The following is a 19,901-nucleotide window of genomic DNA, read 5'->3' on the forward strand; positions in this document are numbered from 1 at the left end:
CGTCGGCGAGTGGGTGGACTGCGAACTGCGGCGGCGCAGACTCATCACGGTCGCGCTGTCGCGTCAGTGTAGCCCGTTTCGACGGTCTGTGGAACCGGTGCCACGTGAGAACGGTCTCACGGCCCCAGCGCACGGTCGGCGACCCTGGGTGCTCGCGGAGAGTTCCGCAACGGATCGATAACGGGCCTGGCCGAACGGGTTGCGCGCTGGTCGGGCGTGACGTACCGTGACCCTGGAACCGGTTGCCGATGTCGCGCCATGGCGGGGCGTCGCAGCCGACCTCCACCACCCGCACCAACACCACCACGCGCGTCGCCTGACGTGCTGACCGACCTCAATGAGGAGGAAACACATGAGTTCCACCCTCCGACGCAGGCTCATTGCGCCTGCAGCGGCACTTGGTGCCCTCAGCCTGGTACTTGCCGGCTGTGCGGCCGCGACCGAAGAGCCGGGAGCCGGCGGCGACGCCGACTGCGCGGCCTACGAGCAGTACGGAACCTTCGAGGGCGAGAGCGTTGAGCTCTACGCGACGATCATCGACGTCGAGGCAGACGCCATGGTCGAGTCGATCGCCGACTTCGAGGCCTGCACGGGCATCGAGGTCGAGTACGTCGGCACGCAGGAGGCGGAGACGCAGATCAACGTGCGTGCCGCTGCCGGTGACGCCCCCGACCTGATGATCATTCCGCAGCCGGGTCTGCTGCAGCGCCTCGTGGCCGACGGCTACGTCGTTGCCGCCCCGTCGGCTGTCGAAGACAACGTCGACGAGTTCTGGAGCGAGAGCTGGAAGGGCTACGGCACCATCGACGGCACCTTCTACGCCGCGCCTCTCATGGCGAGCGTCAAGGGCTACATCTGGTACTCGCCCTCGGACTTCGAGGAGAACGGCTACGAGATTCCCACCACGTGGGACGAGATGGTCGCGCTGACCGATCAGATGACCGAGCGCAACGAGGGCCCCTACCGCCCCTGGTGCGTCGGCTTCGGCTCGGGTGACGCCACCGGCTGGGTCGGCACTGACTGGGTCGAAGACGCTGTGCTGCGCACGGCGGGCCCCGAGGCCTACGACCAGTGGGTGACGGGCGACCTCGCCTTCAGCAGCCCCGAGATCACGGAAGCCTTCGACCTCGTCGGCGACATCCTGCTCAACCCCGAGTACGTCAACGGCGGCTTCGGTGGAGTCGACTCGATCGTCTCGACCAGCTTCCAGGATGGCGGCCTCGCGATTCTCGACGGCAACTGCTCGATGCACCACCAGGCTTCGTTCTACGAGGCACAGTGGGGCGACGGCGTGACGGTTGCTCCGGATGGAGACATCTGGGCCTTCCTGACCCCGCCGATCGCTGAGGGCGACCCCTCGGCCGTCACCGGCGGTGGCGAGTTCGTCGCGGCCTTCAACGACCGCGAGGCGACTGCCGCGCTGCAGGCCTACATGTCGAGCGACACGTGGGCGAACAACCGCATCGCGCTCGGTGGCGTCATCTCGGCGAACAAGGGTCTCGACCCGTCGCTCGCCGGTTCTGACCTCGCCCGCCAGTCGGTTGAGATCCTCCAGGGCGAAGACACGATCTTCCGTTTCGACGCCTCTGACCTCATGCCTGCCGAGGTCGGTACCAGCTCGTTCTGGACCGGCATGGTCGACTGGGTCAGCGGAAACCGCAGCACGGATGAGCTGCTGACGTTCATCGACAGCACCTTCCCGTAACAAGCCTGGCGGCCTCGTGCCGCCGTGGTGACTGACACAAACCTGGCCCATCGAGTTCTCTTGCTCGGTGGGCCAGGTCGTCAGGTAGCGTGTGTCTCGAACCACGTGTTGCTCAAAACCAATGGAGGTTTAACGCATGACGTCGGAATTCTTCTCCGATCTCGCTGCGAAGTTCGGGCTCATGTTCTTGGGGCTCGCCGTCTTCGCCGCCGCGGTCGGTGTCATTCTCTTCCTCGCCGATCGGGCCCCGAAACGGGGCCGTGACGTCTGGCAATTGCTCGCGTTCCTCGCTCCCGCGATGATCCTGCTGGGCGTCGGCCTCGTCTACCCGGCGATCAACACCGCGGTGCTCTCGTTCTTCAACCGCAACAGCTCTGAATTCGTCGGCTTCGACAACTACGTGTGGATGTTCACAGAGCCGACCATTCTCACCACTCTCGGCAACACCCTCATCTGGGTGGCGCTCGTGCCCACCCTCTCGACCGTTTTCGGTCTCGCCTACGCGGTCTTCATCGACAAGAGCAAGGGCGAGAAGGTTCTCAAGTCGCTCGTGTTCATGCCGATGGCCATCTCGTTCGTCGGGGCCGGCATCATCTGGCGCTTCGTCTACGAGTACCGCGCCGTGGGGTTCAGCGAGCAGATCGGCATCTTGAACCAGATTCTTGTCTGGCTGGGTCAAGAGCCGCAGCAGTTCTTGCAGAACTCGCCCTGGAACACGTTCTTCCTCATCGTCGTGATGGTCTGGATCCAGACCGGTTTCGCGATGGTGCTGCTGTCGGCCGCCATCAAGGGCGTGCCCGTTGAGATCATCGAGGCCGCCCGTCTCGATGGCGCTAACGCCTGGCAGCAGTTCTGGAACGTGACCGTCCCGGGAATCCGCAGCACGCTCGTGGTCGTCGTCACGACGATCTCCATCGCGACACTGAAGGTCTTCGACATCGTGCGCGCCATGACCGGCGGAAACTTCGACACCTCGGTCGTCGCGAACGAGATGTACACGCAGGCGTTCAACCGCGGCGAGTTCGGGCAGGGCTCAGCCCTCGCGCTCGTGCTCTTCGTCATGGTGCTGCCGATCGTCGTCTACAACGTGCGCGTCATGCGCAAGCAGAAGGAGATCCGATGAGCGACGCGACCACGCGGGCCGACGACAAGCTCGATCGACCCCTCGGCCAGAAGACCCCGACGACTGCGGCTGAAAAGGCGCAGGCGGAGCGCGAGCCCAGCAAGACCCGACGCGTCAAAGAGCGACTGACGTCACCGTGGGCGACCGCCGCGGCGATCCTCATCGCGACGCTGTGGACCATTCCGACCTTCGGTCTGCTCGTCTCGTCGTTCCGCACGCCCGAAGAGATTCGCTCGAACGGCTGGTGGAACATCTTCGTCAGCCCGAGCTTCACGCTCGAGAACTACTTCGAGGTGCTCACCGTGTCGGGCGCCTCGTCGGCCAACCTCGGCCAGTACTTCGTGAACTCGCTCGTCATCGCGATTCCGGCGGCGCTCTTCCCGATCGCGATCGCGACGATGGCTGCCTACGCCTTTGCGTGGATCAAGTTCAAGGGTTCTGGGGCGCTGTTCGTGCTCGTGTTCGCCCTGCAGATCGTGCCGCTGCAGATGGCCCTCGTGCCGCTGCTGCAGATCTTCTCGCAGGTGCTCGGCATCAGCGGCACCTTCCCGGCTGTCTGGATCGCGCACACGATCTTCGGCCTGCCGCTGTGCATCTTCCTGCTGCACAACTTCATCAGTGAGATTCCCGGCGAAGTGATCGAAGCGGCACGGGTCGATGGTGCGAACCACACCCAGATCTTCTTCCGCATCATCATTCCGCTGTCGCTGCCGGCGCTCGCCTCGATCGGTATCTTCCAGTTCTTGTGGGTCTGGAACGACCTGCTCGTCGCCCTCGTGTTCTCGGGTGGCACGGCTGACGTCGCTCCTCTCACACAACGACTGGCCGAACTGGTCGGCAACTTCGGGCGCAACACCGAGCGACTGCCCGCCGCGGCCTTCATCTCGCTCATCATTCCGCTCGTCGTCTTCTTCAGCCTGCAGCGCTACTTCGTGCGCGGCCTTCTGGCGGGGTCGACGAAGGGCTGATCCGCTTCACATCGAGAACCCCGGCGGTGCCGCCTAGGCTCAGCGCATGAGCATGGGTGGTGGCCGCCGGGGTTCACGGGTGTCGAGCGGCGATGTCGAGGCACAGCGAGCGGCGAACGCCGAGGCTCCGCGCATCCCCCATCTGCTGCCGCGCATCGCGCAACTGTTCCAGCCGCACCGGGCAGCGCTCATCCTCACGATCTCTCTCGTGCTCGTGTCGGCCGCGCTCAGTGTCGCACCCCCGCTTCTCACCCAACAGGCTTTCGACGTGGGCCTCTTCCCGCCGGAAGGCGGGCCGAACGTGCCGGTGCTGCTGCAGATCGTTGGCCTCATGCTCGCGCTCTGGGTGGTCTCGGCCGGTCTCGGCATCGCTCAGACGCACCTGACGGCCACGATCGGCAACAGTGTGATGGCGCAGCTGCGCGTGCGGCTCTTCGCCCATCTGCAGTCGATGGAGCTCGGGTTCTTCACCCGCACCAAGACGGGCGTGATCCAATCGCGCTTGCAGAACGATGTCGGCGGGGTCGCCGGGGTGCTCAGCAATACCGTCTCGAGCGTCATCGGCAACACGGTGACGGTCATCGCCGCGTTCATCGCGATGCTGCTGCTGAGCTGGCAACTCACGATCGTCGCGGTCGTGCTGCTGCCCGTTCTCGTCGTGGCGCAGCGGCGGGTCGGTCAGGTGCGCGCGCGCATCGCGACCAAGACGCAAGAGTCGCTGAGCGACATGACCGCGATCACGCAAGAGGCCTTGAGCGTCTCGGGCATTCTGCTGGCCAAGAGTTTTTACCGTCAAGAGAGCGAGGTCGAGCGCTACCGGCGCGAGAACGACACTCAGCGCGGCCTGCAGGTGCAACTCGCCATGAGCGGGCAGTGGTTCTTCGCCCTGGTCAACGTGTTCCTCTCGGTGATCCCCGCCGTCGTGTACCTCGTGGCGGCGTGGCTGCTGCAGATGGATGTCGCGGTCACCGCGGGCACGATCGTCGCCTTCACGACCGTGCAAGCCCGCCTCACCTTTCCGCTCATGGGCCTCATGCGCGTGGCGCTCGACCTGCAGACGAGCGGGGCTCTCTTCGCCCGCATCTTCGAGTACCTCGACCTGCAACCCCGCATCGTCGAAGCGCCCGATGCCCGACAGATCGATGAGGCGCAGCGCGGGCGCGTGCGGTTCGATGACGTCGTCTTCCGGTACCCCGACGCGGCAGACGACAGCACGCCGACGCTCGACGGCGTCTCGTTCTCGGTCGAGCCCGGTCAATTCGTTGCCTTCGTCGGCCCCTCGGGTGCGGGCAAGACGACGATCTCGTACCTCGTGCCGCGGCTGCACGATGCGACGAGCGGCGCCGTCGAGGTCGCGGGCGTCGACGTGAAGGCTCTGCGCCAGCAGAGCCTCATCGACCACGTGGGCATCGTCAGTCAAGAGACCTATCTGTTTCACGCGTCGATCGCCGACAACCTGCGGTACGCGAAACCCGATGCGACGGATGCCGAGCTCGAGGCCGCGTGCCGTGCGGCGAGCATCCACGACACCATCGACAGCTTTCCCGATCGCTACGAGACGATTGTCGGCGAGCGCGGATATCGCCTGTCGGGCGGCGAGAAGCAGCGTGTCGCGATCGCGCGGGTGCTGCTGAAAGACCCACCCGTACTCATTCTCGACGAGGCCACGAGCGCGCTCGACTCGGTGTCAGAGCGTGTCGTTCAGGCCGCTCTCGACACCGCGAGCCGGGGCCGCACGACAATCGCGATCGCGCACCGTTTGTCGACCGTCAGCGCGGCCGACGTCATTCACGTCGTCGATCATGGCCGCATCGTCGAGAGCGGCACCCATGGCGAGCTCATCGAGCTCGGGGGCGTCTACGCCCGGCTGGTCGCCCAGCAGTCAGCAGACTACGACCGGTCGGCGAGCAGCTCGGCCATGTAGTCGAGCTCTTTCTGCTGCAGCTGCACCATGCCCTGCGCGAGCTGGGTAACGAGCGGGTTGCTGCTGCGAGCGATCACGGCCTCGGCCATCTCGACGCCGCCGATATGGTGCTCGATCATCAGCTCGAGATAAAGCCGCTCGGCCTCGACGCCCGTCGCGTTCTGCAGGGCTTGCATCTGTTCGAACGAGGCGACGCCGGGCATGGGCTCACCGGGCACGTGGTCGCCGTGGCCGTCGTGACCCGCCGAGCCGTCGATGACGGGCCGCGCCAGCCACTCCATCTCGTCGGTCGACGAGGTCTGGGGCAGGCCCCACATCGCGAGCCACGCGAACATCTGACCCTGCTGCTGGGTCTGCGCAGTCGCGATGTCGAGCGCGAGCAGGCGAATCTCGGGGTCGTCGGTGCGGTCGCGCACGAGCAGCGACATCTCGACCGCCTGGCCGTGGTGCACCTTCATGTCGCGGGCGAACCCGGCTTCAGCGCTCGACTCGCCCGGCGTCGGCGTGCCCGAGGCGGTGACGCGGCCGACCAGCACGCCGATGACGAGGGTCACGAGCACCAGCAGACTGACCACGACGAGCAGTCGTGCGCGGCCGACGGGCGCCGGCGCGGTGGGGTCGGTCGACTCGACAGCCGTCATGGTCAGGAGATCTTGCCTTCGCCGTCGAGAGCCTGGCTGCAGAGCGCGCCGGGCTCAGGAGCATTGGGCGACTCGCGGTACTTGATGATGAACTCGCGCAGGCGCGGGTCGTCGACGCCGTCGAGCGCAACCTGCACGCCCCAGGCGCTCGCCACGACCGGGGCATCGAGCCCCTCGAACGGCGAGAGGATCATGTAGGTGCTCGGCATCGCGTCGCGCAGCGCGTCGAGATCGCCGCCCGTCACCTGCTCGGGGTCGTAGGTGACCCAGACGGCACCGTGCTCGAGCGAGTGCACGGCGTACTCCGCCGGCACAGGCTGCTCGTAGATGCCGCAGTTGAGCCAGCTCGGGTTGTGCGGGCCGCCGGCCGGGGGAGTCATGGTGTACTCGACGGCGCTCTGCACGTGCAGGGCCTCGATGTCGTCGAAGGTCTCGAGCCCAGCGATCTCGATCGTGTCGGGGTCGACCGGCGGGGTCGCCGACGTGACGACCACGGTGACCAGGGTGCCGACAATGAGCACACCGGCGGTGGCGCCCGCGACGATGCCGATGAGGCGGTTGCGCTTCTCTTTCGCCTGCTTCGCCTTGAGGGCGGCGACCTTTTCGGCACGGCGCTTCTCGCGCTGCTGCTTGATCGTGAGGCTCTCGTCGGCGGTCTTGTCGGTCTCGGCCACGGGGCGGGCTCCTGTCGGGGGGTTCGGGCAGGGGTCGGTGCAGTACAGAAATCGGTCTAAGACTGCCAGAAGACACACAGGGGATGCTGTGAAGACTTCTCGATCTCTCTCGCCCTGGGGCCCGGTGCGGGGGTACTGTGATGCCACCTGTGTCCCTCGCGCGCGCCAGCGCCCCGAGTAGAGGAACTGCATGACGCTCGCTGCGGAAGAACCGGGGAACGACCCCGCGGCGGGCCGGCATGCGCGGCGGAGGCGCACGGGGCTGAGCATCCAGTCGAGCGTGCTGCTCATGCTGCTGGGAGTCAGCCTGGCCTCGAACGTGCTCGTCGGCGTCATCGGCTACGTCAACGCGACCGATTCTCTGCGCGACGCGGCCTTCGAGCGCCTGGTCGAAGTGCGCGACTCGCGTGCCCGAGAGATCAGCCGGCTTTTCTCAACGATCGAGAACAGCGTCGTCGTTCACTCGCGCGGGCAGAGCGTCGTCGACGCCACCCTCGCCTTCACGCAAGGCTTCGACGAGCTCGGCGACATCGAGCTCACCGACGAGCAGACCGCGCTGCTCGACAGCTACTACTCTGACGTGTTCGGCCCACGGCTGAGTGAGGCGACCGGCTCGGTGGCGAGCGTCGAGAGCTTCGTGCCGAACACCGCGGCGGCCCGCTATCTGCAAGTGCTGTACACCGCGCCGCACGACTCGTTCGACGCGGCGATCGCCGTCGACGACGCGGGCGATGGCAGCACGTGGTCGGCTGCGCACGCGGAGTATCACGACTACTTTCGGTCGATGACAGAGTTACTCGACTATGAAGACGTGCTGCTGCTCGACGCAGAGGGCCGGGTGGTCTACAGCGCGTTCAAGGGCGTCGACCTCGGCACCAACGTGCTGAGCGGCCCCTACCGGTTCTCGAACCTGTCGGCCGCCTACGGCTCGGCCATGGGCAGCAATCTGCTCGGCGAGGTGAGCTTCACCGACTTCGAGGCCTACCCCCCGTCACTCAACCTTCCTGCCGGGTGGGCGGTGACGCCCATCGGCTCGGGCGGCGAGCTCATCGGCGCCATGGCGATCGAGCTGCCGATCGAGCGGCTCAGCAGCGTGATGACGGCCGACGGCGACTGGAGCCAGGGCGGTCTCGGCGAGACCGGCGAGGCCTACCTGGTGGGCACGGACACCCTGATGCGCTCGCCGTCGCGCTTGCTACAAGAGAACCCGGAACAGTTTGCCGAGGTCGCCCGCGCCGCCGGCATCGCCGACGACACCATCGATCTCGTGCTCGCGCGAGAGACCACGCTGGGTGTGCTGCCCGTGCGGTCGGCCGCCGTCGAGTCGGCTCTGGCCGGCGGTGAGGGAACCACGATCTCGGCGAACTACCTCGGTCGCGACACGCTCGCCGCGTTCGGGCGGGTCGAGGTCGACGATCTCGACTGGGTCGTCATCGCCGAGCTCGACACGAGCGAGGCCTTTGCGCCCGTCACCGAGTTCACGCGCAACCTCATCATCTCGTCGGCCGTGCTCGCGCTGGTCGTGTCGGTGCTCTCGTTGCTGCTCGCGCGCGTTTTCGTGCAGCCCCTGCGGCGTCTCTCGGCCGCCGCGCAGCGCATCGCGGCCGGAGAGACCGGCGTGACCGTCGACGCGGGGTCGAGCGACGAAATGTCGAGCGTCTCGGCGGCGTTCAACGACATGAGCCGCAGCCTGCAGGTCAAAGCTGAGCTGCTCGACCAGCAGCAGGCAGAGAGCGAGCGGCTGCTGCGCGCGCTCATGCCCGAGCCGGTCATCCGTCGCTATCGCGAAGGGGTGCAGACGATCGCGGAGGATCACCGCGATGTCTCGGTCATGTACGCCGACATCGTCGGATTCGATGCCTACAGCAGCACGCTCGACTCAGAAGCGACTCTCGAAGCACTCAACGAGCTCGTGCGGCAGTTCGACGAGGCCGCGACCGCGATCGGCGTCGAGCATGTGCGCACGGCGACGAAGGGCTATCTCGCGAGCTGCGGCCTCACGGTGCCGCGCATCGACAACGCGCGCCGCATCGTCGACTTCGCGCTCGAGCTGCAGCGCATTCTCGACCGGTTCAGCGCCCAGTGGGGAGTTGCGCTTCACCTGCGCGCGGGCCTCGACCTCGGCAGCGCGAGCAGCGGTCTCGTCGGTCGCGCGCACATGGTCTATGACCTCTGGGGCGAGGCGGTCAACCTCGCTTTCCGGGTGCAGGCCGAGCGGGGGGAGTCGGGCATCTACCTGACCGAGCGCGTGGCGAGCGGGGTGCCCTCGACCGTGCCGCTGGTCGACGTGGGCGTCGTCGACACCCCGTCGGGCCCGCAACGCATTCTGCGCATCGACCTCGCGCACGGCCATGACTGAGGTCTGGCTCGAGCCCTGGTTCTGGCCGTCGGTCGCGGTGATCGTCGGTCTGCCACTCGTGCTGCTCGTGCTCAGCGAGCTGTACGAGTCGCTTAAGCGGCAGGGCAACCCGGCCGCACGCATCGTGCGGCTCGTGCGCAACTACATCGCGCCCGTTGCGGCACTGCTCGTGCTGCTGAGCCAGGTCGAGCAGGCCGAGGTCGATGCTTCGTGGAGCCGCATCACGGCCACGGTGCTGGGGTTTCTCGTCATTCTCGTCTTCATCAACGGGCTCAACGTGGCGCTCTTCGCGACCGCTCGCAAAGGCACCTGGCGTGATCGGCTACCGACGATCTTCGTCGACGTCACGCGGTTTCTCATCATCACTATCTCGCTCGCGGTGCTGTTCTCGTGGGTGTGGGGCGCCGATGTGGGCGGGCTCTTCACGGCTCTCGGCATCGGGTCGATCGTCATTGGTCTCGCGCTGCAGAATGCGGTCGGCTCTGTGCTCTCGGGGTTGCTGCTGCTGTTCGAGCAGCCCTTCCAGATCGGCGACTGGTTGAAGGTCGGCGACGTGACCGGCTACGTCACCGAGGTGAACTGGCGCTCGGTACACATCCGCACCGTCTCGGGCGTCGTCATCGTGCCCAACAGCGAGCTGGCAGGCGCCTCGTTCAAGAACTTCACCGCCAAGAACGCGCCGTTCACGGCCTTCCAAATGGTGCAGTTCGCCACCGAGGATGAGCCCGAGACCGTCATCGCCGTCATGAACCAGGTGGCGGCCGACCTGCCGCAGATCGTCGCCGGGCGAGAGCCCAGTGTGGGCACCTTCGCAGCGGGGGAGTACGAGATCAATATTCCCGTGGCGACGCCGGGCGACGAGTACGACGTTCTCACTGAGTTTCGCCGGCGGCTCTGGTACGCCGCGCGCCGCGCCGGCCTGCACCTCGACGGCGACTACTTCGTCGATTACGACACCGCCGAGCGCCGAGGCGAGCTGCTCGAACGGTTCGCCTCCGCCCTCTACTGCGCCCCCGACGAGGTGCGGGGGCTCGCGCCGCGCGTGCGGATCGAGCGCTTCGTCGAGGGCGAGAAGCTGCAGCACATCGGAGAAGTGCCTGCGGGCATCCGACTCATCGAATCGGGCGTCGCGCGCATGATCGTCGAGGCCGCGGGCGGCGTGCGCGTGCCGGTCACCGACCTCACCCGTGACGACATCGTGGGGCTCACCTCGCTCACCCGTCAGGGCATCAACGCCGCCGTGTACGCGATGACGCCGGTGACCGCGCTCTTCGTGCCGGTGGCCGTCGTCGACGACCTCGTTGCCCGCCGACCTGAGCTGGCCCGCGACTTCGGCCGAGAGATCGACAACCGACGCCGACTCGTGCTCGATGCTTTCGCGCTTGCGGGCGTCGACGTGCCCGCGGGCACGCGCACGATCGCCTACTGAGGTCGATCGTCACGAACCCCGGCTCGGCTCGGCCCGCTGATAGATTCGCGGGGTGAAGTACGCCGCCTCGATCGTCGATCTCATCGGCAACACCCCGCTCGTACGCCTCAACCGGGTGACGGAGGGAATCTCGGCGACCGTGCTCGCCAAGGTCGAGTACCTCAACCCGGGCGGCTCGGCGAAAGATCGCATCGCCACGCGCATCATCGACGCCGCCGAGCGCGAAGGTCTGCTCAAGCCGGGCGGCACGATCGTCGAGCCGACGAGCGGCAACACGGGCGTCGGCCTCGCACTCGTCGCGCAGCAGCGCGGCTACCGCTGCGTCTTCGTGCTGCCCGACAAGGTGGGCGAAGACAAGCGCAACGTGCTGACTGCCTACGGCGCCGAGATCGTCGTGACCCCGACGGCGGTCGCGCCTGACGACCCCGAGTCGTACTACAGCGTTTCCGACCGCCTCGCGCGCGAGATCGACGGCGCCTTCAAGCCGAACCAGTACGCCAACCCGAACGGCCCGCTGAGCCACTACGAGACCACCGGCCCCGAGATCTGGCGTGATACTGAGGCGCAGGTCACTCACTTCGTCACGGGCGTCGGCACGGGCGGCACCATCACCGGCACGGGGCGCTACCTGCGCGAGATCAGCGCCGACCGTGCGAGCGGCCGTGTGCAGATCGTCGGCGTCGACCCGGTCGGCAGCGTCTACTCGGGCGGCACCGGCCAGCCCTATCTCGTCGAGGGGGTCGGCGAAGACTTCTGGCCCGAGGCCTACGATCCGAGCGTCGTCGACCGCATCGTCGCGGTGAGCGACCAGCAGTCGTTCGACATGACCCTGCGCCTGGCCCGCGAAGAGGGTCTGCTCGTCGGCGGCTCGTGCGGAATGGCGGCCGTGGGTGCGCTCGAGGTCGCCCGCGAGCTGGGCCCCGACGACGTCGTCGTGGTGCTGCTTCCTGATGGTGGTCGCGGCTACCTCGGCAAGATCTTCAACGAGAAGTGGATGCTGCGCCACGGCTTCACGCCCGCCTCGGGCTCGCCGACCGTGGCCCATCTGCTCGGCACTCCGCCGCGCGCCCTGCCGCACCTGCGCCGCGAAAGTTCGGTGGCGGATGCCGTCGCGGCCCTCGAGGCCGGGCACGCCGCTCTGCCGGTGCTCGCCGCCGAGCCGCCCGTCGTGCTCGGTGAAGTGCTCGGCGCCGTCGACGCCCCGACGCTGCTGCGTGCTCTCGCCACGGGCGAGGTGACCGCGGCAGATCCGATCACCGCGGCGATGGGGCCGAGCCTGCCCGTCGTCGGCGCCCACGAGAGCCTCGAGGCTGCGCGCGACCGCTTCGGCGAACGGGGAGCGGGCGGACGGCATCCCGAAGCACTGCTCGTACTCGACGGCGGCAACCCGATCGGCATGCTGACCCGCACTGATCTGATCGCGGCGCTCGCCGCCGCACCGGAGGGCACCTCGTGACCGACGACCAGAACCTGCATGGTTTCGCCACGCGCGCCATCCACGCCGGGCAGGAGTTCGACCCGACGACGGGCGCCGTGACGCCGCCGGTCTACTTCACCTCGACCTTCGTGCAGCGCTCGATCGGCGACCTGCGCGGCGGCTACGAGTACGCCCGCGGCGGCAACCCGACGCGCGACGCTCTGCAGACCCAGCTCGCCTCGCTCGAGGGCGGCCGGTTCGCGCTCTCGTTCGCCTCGGGCCTCGCCGCTGAAGACGCGCTTCTGCGCGCGGTGCTGCGGCCGGGCGATCGCGTGCTCATGGGCAACGACGTCTACGGCGGAACCCACCGGCTCGTGCGGCGCATCTTCGGCCCGTGGGGCATCGAGCTCACGACGCTCGAGCTCGGCGACCTCGAGTCGACGCGCGAGGCCCTCGAGACCCTGCAGCCGCGCGTGCTCTGGCTCGAGTCGCCGAGCAACCCGCTCATGAAGATCACCGACATCACGGCTCTCGCCGAGCTCGCGCACGCGGCCGGCGCCATCGTCGTGGTCGACAACACCTTCGCGACGCCGTACCTGCAGCAGCCACTCGTGCTCGGCGCCGATGTCGTCGTGCACTCGACGACGAAGTACCTCGGCGGTCACTCCGATGTGCTCGGCGGCGCGATCGTCACGAACGATGAGAAGCTGGCCGAGAACGTGCGCTTTCACCAGTTCGCGGCGGGCGCCGTGTCAGGGCCGATGGATGCCTGGCTCACCACGCGCGGCATCAAGACTCTCGCGGTGCGCATGCGTCAGCATTCGGCCAACGCGCAGGCGATCGCCGAGTCGCTCGTGGGCCACGCAGCGGTCGCCCGCGTCTACTACCCGGGTCTCGTCGATCACCCCGGTCACGATCTCGCCATGCGGCAGATGCGCGGTTTCGGCGGGATGCTCTCGCTCGAGCTCGCCGGAGGTTCCGCCGCCGCGCGCCGCTTCGCCGAGAGCCTGCGCGTCTTCAGCCTCGCTGAGTCGCTCGGTGGAGTCGAGTCGCTCGTCAACTACCCGAGCGAGATGACGCACGCGTCAGTGCGGGGCACCGAGCTCGAGGTGAGCGACGCGATCGTGCGGCTCTCGGTGGGCATCGAAGAGGTCGATGACCTGCTCGCCGACGTGCGCCAGGCGCTCACGGCGCTGGCGTAGGTCGGCGAGCTCGCCGTCTCGTCAGACCGGGAAGCGCATGATGCCGGCCGCGGCCGCGCCACCGGGAATCTCGTCAGAGCGCACCGCGACCACGCGGGCGCCGGTCAGGAGCGCACGTCGTGCGATCTCGTCGACCACTCCGTAGTCGACGGCGTCGTCTGACTCTGACAGGGTGAGGGCGCCTGACTGCTCGTCGACGAAGCCGGAGATCGTGCGGTCGATGTCGACGAGCAGCGTGCTGAGCGCGCCGTAGGTGGCGGCTCGCGCGAGGTCGCTGAGGTCGGAGGACCCCGACCCGGTGCCGATCGCCTCGCTCACGCGCTCGCCGAGGGCGGCGATCTCGGCGGCGTAGAGCCGGTCGAGAATCGGGCGGGCCTCGGCGGCGAGCTCATCGGCGCTCATCGTCTCGGCGTTGCCGCGAATCGTCTCGGCGGTGAGCTCGTCGTAGCGGCTGACGCCGCGGAAGATGCTCGCGAGCGGCTCGGCCCCGGCAATGATGAGGGGCACGTGCGCGCTGAGGAGCAGGGGACGGATCGCATCGTCGATCTGACGCGAGTAGTGGCCGAGTAACGTCTTGTCGCCCTCGTCGCCGATGAGTCGAGCCGAGCCGCTGTTGCCGCGCGTGGCGAAGATGCGCGAGGCGTCGGCGGGAAGGTCGGCGACGGCAACCTCGTCGGCCGAGCCTTCGATCGTCACCTCGATGAGCCGTACGGCGTTCTGCGAGAGCGCCAGCACGAAGGCGGCTTGCGGAAACGCAACAGCGCGCAGCAGCGGCTTGAGGTGGAAGCGGTCGGAGACCTGCATTGTCGCTGCGACGCGATTGGGGATGCGGTAGGTCAGCACGCGCTCGGGGGTCGCGAAGATCACGAGGCTGTTCGACTGGTAGGTCCAAAGGAAGGGGTCGTCGATCAGCCGAGTGATGCCGTCACGCACGCCCGCGACGTCGGCCTTGTCGGCTCCGACCGCCTCGAGCTGCTCGAGCGCGGCAGCCAGGTGGTTGCCGAGCTCGGTGCGCGACTTCTCGGCCTCGGCGGCGAGCGTGCTCGTCGGCAGATAGATCGAGACGCAGTACAGCGAGCGGGTCGAGGCAATCGCACGCAGCTCGGCTTCGGTGGGAATGTCGGTGTGCAGCATCGTCGCCCTCTTTCGTGGGGGAGCCCGGTCGGCACCCGGTGGCTGGCTCAGTCTACGAGTCGGAGCCTGGTCGCTCTAGGGAGGAGGCCGCGTGCATAATGAAGGTGCGGATGTGACCGTACACATCGCAACCTGAATGGATTTCGATGGCGACCCACGACGAGCGTCCGGTTGAGCCGGAGCGTCTGCGCGCGCCCAACATCCGGGATGTCGCTCGTGTCGCCGGTGTGTCGTATCAGACGGTCTCGCGGGTTCTCAACGACAGCCCGAGCATCAGGCCCGAGACTCTGCAGCGCGTGCGCGACGCGATCAGCGAGCTCGGCTATCGGCCGAACCAGGCGGCCCGCGCACTCGTCACGAGTCGGTCGCGCACGATCGGAGTGCTCTCGGCGCAGACCGTGCACTACGGGCCGGCCACCGCGACGAACGCGATCGAGACCGCCGCGCGCGAGGCCGGCTACCGGCTTTCGATCACGAACATTAGCTCGACCGAGTACGCCTCGATCAAGTCGGCCGTTGACTACCTCATGAGCCAGTCGGTCGAGGCGCTCATCGTCATCGCGCCGCAGGTGCGCGTCTTCGAGGCGCTCAACGACCTGCAGGTCGCCGTGCCTTACGTGACTCTCGAGGCCACGGGTCTCAATACCTCGCACTCGCTGTGGGTCGACCAGGTGCAGGGCGCGCGCATGGCCACGCGCCACCTCATCGAGCTCGGTCACACCGAGATCATGCACATCTCGGGCCCGCAAGACTGGATCGAGGCTGAAGCGCGCATGCAGGGCTTCTTGCGCGAGCTCTCTGACGCCGACCTGCGCACTCGTGCTCCGATTCTCGGCGACTGGACGGCCTCGTTCGGCTACTACGCCGGCATTGAGCTGCTGCGCTACCGCGACTTCTCGGCGGTCTTCGTCGGCAACGACCAGATGGCCCTGGGCTTCATGCACGCGTGCCGCGAGTTCGGTCTCGATGTGCCGGGCGACATCTCGATCGTCGGCTTTGACGACATTCCCGAGGCGGCGCACTTCGCACCGCCCTTGACGACCGTGCGGCAGAACTTTGCTGAGATCGGTCGACGCGCCATCGCCCTGCTGCTCGGTGAGCTGCGCGGCGAGGATGGGCTCAGTCACGACCCTGTGCAGCCCGAGCTGGTCGTGCGCGAGTCGACCGCTCGCCGTCGCTGAGCACCGTCGTTATCGACTTGTGACCGTTTCGCCGCGTCCTGCGGTTGACAGATGTGACCGTTTCGCCGTTGAATGGCCAACACCCGATGTGAACGGTCACACGACGCGAGCATCCGGTGCGGTCGGCGGTCTGCCGGCCGTGATCCCTGATCCACCCCCGGCGCCGGGCATCCGTCGCCACAGTGACGATGGAGTCCCGTGAACGCGCTGAGCCCCGAAGTGCAGGTCGCCGTTGCGCGCGTTCGCGACGAGGTCGCCGCGCTGCACGCCGAGCTCGTGCGCTACGGGCTCGTGGTGTGGACGGGTGGCAATGTCTCGGGGCGGGTGCCCGGTGCCGACCTCTTTGTCATCAAGCCGAGCGGCGTCGACTACGACGACCTCGACCCCTCGAACATGATCTTGTGCACGTTCGATGGCGACGTCGTGCCCGACACCCCCGGCAGCGACCGCAGCCCCTCGAGTGACACTGCCGCGCAGGCCTACGTCTACCGCCACATGCCGCACGTCGGCGGAGTAGTGCACACGCACTCGACCTACGCCACCGCGTGGGCCGCTCGCGCCGAGGCGATTCCCTGCGTCATCACCGCGATGGCCGACGAGTTCGGCGGCGAAATTCCGGTGGGGCCGTTCGCCATCATCGGCGACGACTCGATCGGCCGCGGCATCGTCGAGACCCTCACGGGTCACCGCTCGCGTGCCGTGCTCATGCGCAACCACGGGCCGTTCACGATCGGCTCTGATGCCCGCGATGCCGTCAAGGCCGCGGTCATGGTCGAAGACGTGGCCCGCACGGTGCACATCGCTCGCCAGGGCGGTGAGCTCGTGACCATCGCGCCCGACGCGATCGACGCCCTCTTCGACCGCTACCAGAACGTCTACGGCCAGAAGGCCGCCGCGGACCAGCAGGGCGGTGTAGCGCGATGACCGCTGCGACGCTCATCGCCGAGGGCCGCGCCGTGCTCGGCATCGAGCTCGGTTCGACGCGCATCAAGGCCTGCCTGGTCGGCGAGAACCCGACCAACGTGCTCGCGGTTGGATCGCACGAGTGGCAGAACGAGCTCGTCGACGGCGTCTGGACCTACGGCCTTGACGACGTGTGGGCGGGCCTGCAGAGCGCCTTCGCGGCCCTCGTCGACGACGCGCGCGCCCGGCATGGCGAAGCGCCGACGCAATTCGCGGCGATCGGCGTCTCTGCGATGATGCACGGCTACCTCGCCTTCGACGAGCGCGACGAGTTGCTCGTGCCCTTTCGCACCTGGCGCAACACGAGCACCGCTGCGGCTGCGGCCGAGCTCACCGGCCTGTTCGGCGTGAACATTCCGCTGCGCTGGTCGATCGCCCACCTGCACCAAGCGGTGCTCAACGGCGAGAGCCACGTGGCCGACGTGCGATTCGTGACCACGCTGGCGGGCTACGTGCACTGGCGACTGACCGGCGAGCGCGCGCTCGGCGTCGGCGACGCCTCGGGAATGTTCCCGATCGATGCGGAGGGGGCCGACTACGACCCCGGCATGCTGGCGCAGTACGACGCGACCGTCGCAGGGTCGGCATTGGCGACGCCGTTGCGACGGATGCTGCCCTCGATCCTCCCCGCCGGTGCCACCGCGGGCGCGCTCACCGCCGAGGGTGCAGCGCTGCTCGACCCGACCGGCGCACTGCAGCCGGGCGCTGTCTTCTGCCCGCCCGAGGGCGACGCCGGAACCGGTATGGTCGCGACGAACGCGGTGGCACCGGGCACGGGTAACGTGAGCGCCGGAACCAGCATCTTCGCGATGGTCGTGCTGGCGAAGCCGCTGCAGCGCGTGCACCCCGAGCTCGATGTCGTCGCGACGCCCGCCGGTCACCCGGTCGCGATGGTGCACTGCAACAACGGCACGAGCGAGCTCGCCGCCTGGGTCGGTGTCTTCCGCCGGTTCGCCGAGCTCACGGGGTCGCCGATCGACGCGGACGAGGCCTACCGCCTGCTGCTGCTCGAGGCACTCGACGGTGCTGCCGACGCTGGCGGCGTGTTCGCCTACAACCAGGTCGCCGGCGAGCCGATCGCCGACCTGAGCGAGGGGCGCCCGCTCATCGTGCGCACCCCCGAGAGCGAGCTGTCGCTGGCCAACACCATGCGCGCACTCGTCTACGGGGTTTTCGCCACGCTGAGCCTCGGCATGCGCACCCTGCACGATGAGGGCGTCACGATCGACCTCATGCAGGCCCACGGCGGTCTCTTCCGCACCGCGGGTGTCGCTCAACGACTGCTCGCCGCCGCGCTCGATGCGCCCGTCGGCGTCGCCGAGAGCGCCTCCGAAGGGGGAGCGTGGGGCATCGCCCTGCTCGCCTCGTTCACGGCCGCCCGCGACACCGAAGACGGTGCAGACCTCGCGGACTACCTCGAGAGCCGCGTGTTCTCCCACGGCGGCTCGACCGTCGTCGCCCCCGACCCGGCAGACGTCGCCGGCTTCACCGCCTACCTCGCGCAGTACGAGGCCGGCCTCGAGATTCAGCGGCGGGCGATCGACGCCCTGCCCGCATCACGCTCAGCTGAACCCCAAGGAGCCTCTTCGTGACCCGCAGCATCGTTCCCGACTTGACGACTTACGAGGTCTGGTTCCTCACCGGCAGCCAGAACCTCTACGGCGACGAGACTCTGCGCCAGGTCGCCGAGCAGTCGCAGCAGGTCGTCGCGGGGCTCCAGGCCGCGGCGAGCATCCCGGTCACGATCGTCTGGAAGCCGACCCTCGTCGACTCGGCGAGCATTCTGCGGGTCATGCGCGAAGCCAACGCTGCGGAGAACGTCATCGGCGTCATCACGTGGATGCACACCTTCAGCCCGGCCAAGATGTGGATCGCCGGTCTGGATGCGCTGCAGAAGCCGCTGCTGCACTTGCACACGCAGGCCAACGCAGAACTGCCATGGGGCGAGATCGACTTCGACTTCATGAACCTCAACCAGGCCGCGCACGGCGACCGCGAGTTCGGGTACATCGCCGCACGACTGAGTGTGCCGCGCACGACAGTCGTCGGGCATGTCTCGAACCCGGCCGTCACCCAGCGCGTCGGTGTCTGGGCGCGCGCAGCAGCAGGCTGGCACGCCACACACGAGCTCAAGCTCGCCCGCTTCGGCGACAATATGCGCTACGTCGCGGTGACCGAAGGCGACAAGACCGAGGCCGAGCTGCGGTTCGGCGTGCAGGTCAACACCTGGGGCGTCACCGAGCTCGCCGATGCCGTGCACGCGGTCGGCGACGCCGAAATCGAAGCGCTCGTGGCCGAGTACCTCGACCTTTACGACGTGGCCGCCGAACTGCACCCCGGTGCCGAGAGGCACGACTCGCTACGCTACGGCGCGGCCATCGAGCTCGGGTTGCGCGGGTTTCTCGAAGGGGGCAGCTTCGCTGCCTTCACCACCTCTTTCGAGGATCTCGCCGACCTGAAGCAGCTGCCCGGTCTGGCCGTGCAGCGCCTCATGGCCGACGGTTACGGCTTCGGCGCCGAGGGCGACTGGAAGACCGCGGTGCTCGTACGCGCGGCCGCCGTGATGGGAGCCGGGCTGCCCGGTGGCGCATCCCTCATGGAGGACTACACCTACCATCTCGACCCCGGCAACGAACTCATTCTCGGTGCCCACATGCTCGAGGTGAGCCCGTCGCTGACGACGCAGCGGGCGCGTCTCGAAGTGCACCCGCTCGGCATCGGTGGCAAAGACGACCCCGTGCGCCTGGTCTTCACAGCCGACGCCGGCCCGGCCGTCGTCGCAGCTCTCAGCGACATGCGCGATCGGTTCCGTCTCGTGGCGAACGTCGTCGAGAACGTCGCCCTCCCGGCGCCGATGCCCCACCTACCTGTCGGACACGCGGTGTGGAAGCCCGCTCCCGACTTCACCACTTCTGCCGCAGCCTGGCTGACGGCAGGAGCCGCCCATCACACGGTCATGACCACGCAAGTGGGTGTCGACGTCTTTCGAGACTTCGCCACGATGGCCGGCGTCGAGCTGCTCGTCATCGACGAGAGCACCACGCTCGAGGGGTTCCAGCGCGATGTGCGCCAGAACGCCGCCTACTACCGATTGGCACAGGGGCTGTGACCCCCAGCTGATCGCCCACCTAGACGTCTCGGGGTTCGCCCCGGGAACGGTTCTCGACTCGCAGTCGAGGCG

At 67.8% G+C, this 19,901-nt stretch carries 15 protein-coding genes; 12 read left to right on the top strand and 3 right to left on the bottom strand.

Features of this window, described 5'->3' with window-relative positions; all coding sequences use genetic code 11:
* Window positions 1–352 precede the first annotated feature (352 nt).
* From KL788_RS10825 to KL788_RS10840, 4 genes are all read left to right on the top strand, one after another.
* Window positions 353–1,705, top strand: a complete 1,353-nt coding sequence (locus KL788_RS10825) for an ABC transporter substrate-binding protein (protein ID WP_293171303.1) — start codon at window positions 353–355, stop codon at window positions 1,703–1,705.
* A gap of 136 nt (window positions 1,706–1,841) precedes the next feature.
* Complete coding sequence (locus KL788_RS10830) at window positions 1,842–2,828, top strand: carbohydrate ABC transporter permease (RefSeq protein WP_293171306.1); 987 nt, start codon at window positions 1,842–1,844, stop codon at window positions 2,826–2,828.
* Window positions 2,825–3,796, top strand: coding sequence for a carbohydrate ABC transporter permease (locus KL788_RS10835; protein WP_293171309.1), 972 nt, complete (start codon window positions 2,825–2,827; stop codon window positions 3,794–3,796). The genes KL788_RS10830 and KL788_RS10835 overlap by 4 nt, the downstream gene beginning before the upstream one ends.
* 52 nt (window positions 3,797–3,848) lie before the next feature.
* The gene (locus KL788_RS10840) at window positions 3,849–5,720 is read left to right on the top strand and encodes an ABC transporter ATP-binding protein (protein ID WP_293173306.1); all 1,872 of its coding nucleotides are present in this window, start codon (window positions 3,849–3,851) and stop codon (window positions 5,718–5,720) included.
* On the opposite strand, the gene KL788_RS10845 is transcribed toward KL788_RS10840, so the two are convergent.
* Both KL788_RS10845 and KL788_RS10850 read right to left on the bottom strand, forming a co-directional pair.
* Window positions 5,687–6,361, bottom strand: a complete 675-nt coding sequence (locus tag KL788_RS10845; RefSeq protein WP_293171312.1) for a DUF305 domain-containing protein — start codon at window positions 6,359–6,361, stop codon at window positions 5,687–5,689. The two genes, KL788_RS10840 and KL788_RS10845, sit on opposite strands and share 34 nt — an antisense overlap.
* 2 nt (window positions 6,362–6,363) lie before the next feature.
* Entirely contained in the window at window positions 6,364–7,035 is a 672-nt protein-coding gene (locus KL788_RS10850) for a DUF3105 domain-containing protein (RefSeq protein ID WP_293171315.1), read from the bottom strand.
* Window positions 7,036–7,225: 190 nt separating this feature from the next.
* On the opposite strand from KL788_RS10850, the gene KL788_RS10855 reads away from it, so the two are divergent.
* Genes KL788_RS10855 through KL788_RS10870 form a run of 4 tightly spaced genes read left to right on the top strand, consistent with a single transcriptional unit; the run spans window position 7,226 to window position 13,442 of the window.
* The gene (locus KL788_RS10855) at window positions 7,226–9,394 is read left to right on the top strand and encodes an adenylate/guanylate cyclase domain-containing protein (protein WP_293171318.1); all 2,169 of its coding nucleotides are present in this window, start codon (window positions 7,226–7,228) and stop codon (window positions 9,392–9,394) included.
* Window positions 9,387–10,823, top strand: coding sequence for a mechanosensitive ion channel family protein (locus tag KL788_RS10860; RefSeq protein ID WP_293171321.1), 1,437 nt, complete (start codon window positions 9,387–9,389; stop codon window positions 10,821–10,823). The genes KL788_RS10855 and KL788_RS10860 overlap by 8 nt, the downstream gene beginning before the upstream one ends.
* A 52-nt stretch (window positions 10,824–10,875) precedes the next feature.
* Entirely contained in the window at window positions 10,876–12,279 is a 1,404-nt protein-coding gene (locus KL788_RS10865; protein WP_293171324.1) for a cystathionine beta-synthase, read from the top strand.
* The gene (locus KL788_RS10870) at window positions 12,276–13,442 is read left to right on the top strand and encodes a cystathionine gamma-synthase (protein WP_293171327.1); all 1,167 of its coding nucleotides are present in this window, start codon (window positions 12,276–12,278) and stop codon (window positions 13,440–13,442) included. The genes KL788_RS10865 and KL788_RS10870 overlap by 4 nt, the downstream gene beginning before the upstream one ends.
* A 21-nt stretch (window positions 13,443–13,463) precedes the next feature.
* On the opposite strand, the gene KL788_RS10875 is transcribed toward KL788_RS10870, so the two are convergent.
* Complete coding sequence (locus tag KL788_RS10875) at window positions 13,464–14,576, bottom strand: hypothetical protein (protein ID WP_293171330.1); 1,113 nt, start codon at window positions 14,574–14,576, stop codon at window positions 13,464–13,466.
* 146 nt (window positions 14,577–14,722) lie between these two features.
* On the opposite strand from KL788_RS10875, the gene KL788_RS10880 reads away from it, so the two are divergent.
* The 4 genes from KL788_RS10880 to araA all read left to right on the top strand — a co-directional run bounded on the left by KL788_RS10880 (window position 14,723) and on the right by araA (window position 19,829).
* On the top strand, window positions 14,723–15,757 hold the full coding sequence (locus KL788_RS10880) for a LacI family DNA-binding transcriptional regulator (RefSeq protein ID WP_293171333.1): 1,035 nt from the start codon (window positions 14,723–14,725) through the stop codon (window positions 15,755–15,757).
* 198 nt (window positions 15,758–15,955) lie between these two features.
* On the top strand, window positions 15,956–16,681 hold the full coding sequence (locus KL788_RS10885) for an L-ribulose-5-phosphate 4-epimerase (protein WP_293171336.1): 726 nt from the start codon (window positions 15,956–15,958) through the stop codon (window positions 16,679–16,681).
* Window positions 16,678–18,312, top strand: coding sequence for a xylulokinase (locus tag KL788_RS10890; RefSeq protein ID WP_293171339.1), 1,635 nt, complete (start codon window positions 16,678–16,680; stop codon window positions 18,310–18,312). Before KL788_RS10885 ends, KL788_RS10890 begins: the two co-directional genes overlap by 4 nt.
* Window positions 18,309–19,829, top strand: coding sequence for an L-arabinose isomerase (araA, locus tag KL788_RS10895; protein WP_293171342.1), 1,521 nt, complete (start codon window positions 18,309–18,311; stop codon window positions 19,827–19,829). The genes KL788_RS10890 and araA overlap by 4 nt, the downstream gene beginning before the upstream one ends.
* Window positions 19,830–19,901: the final 72 nt, after the last annotated feature.

Source organism: Microcella sp., from assembly GCF_019739195.1.
Taxonomy (GTDB): Bacteria; Actinomycetota; Actinomycetes; order Actinomycetales; family Microbacteriaceae; genus Microcella.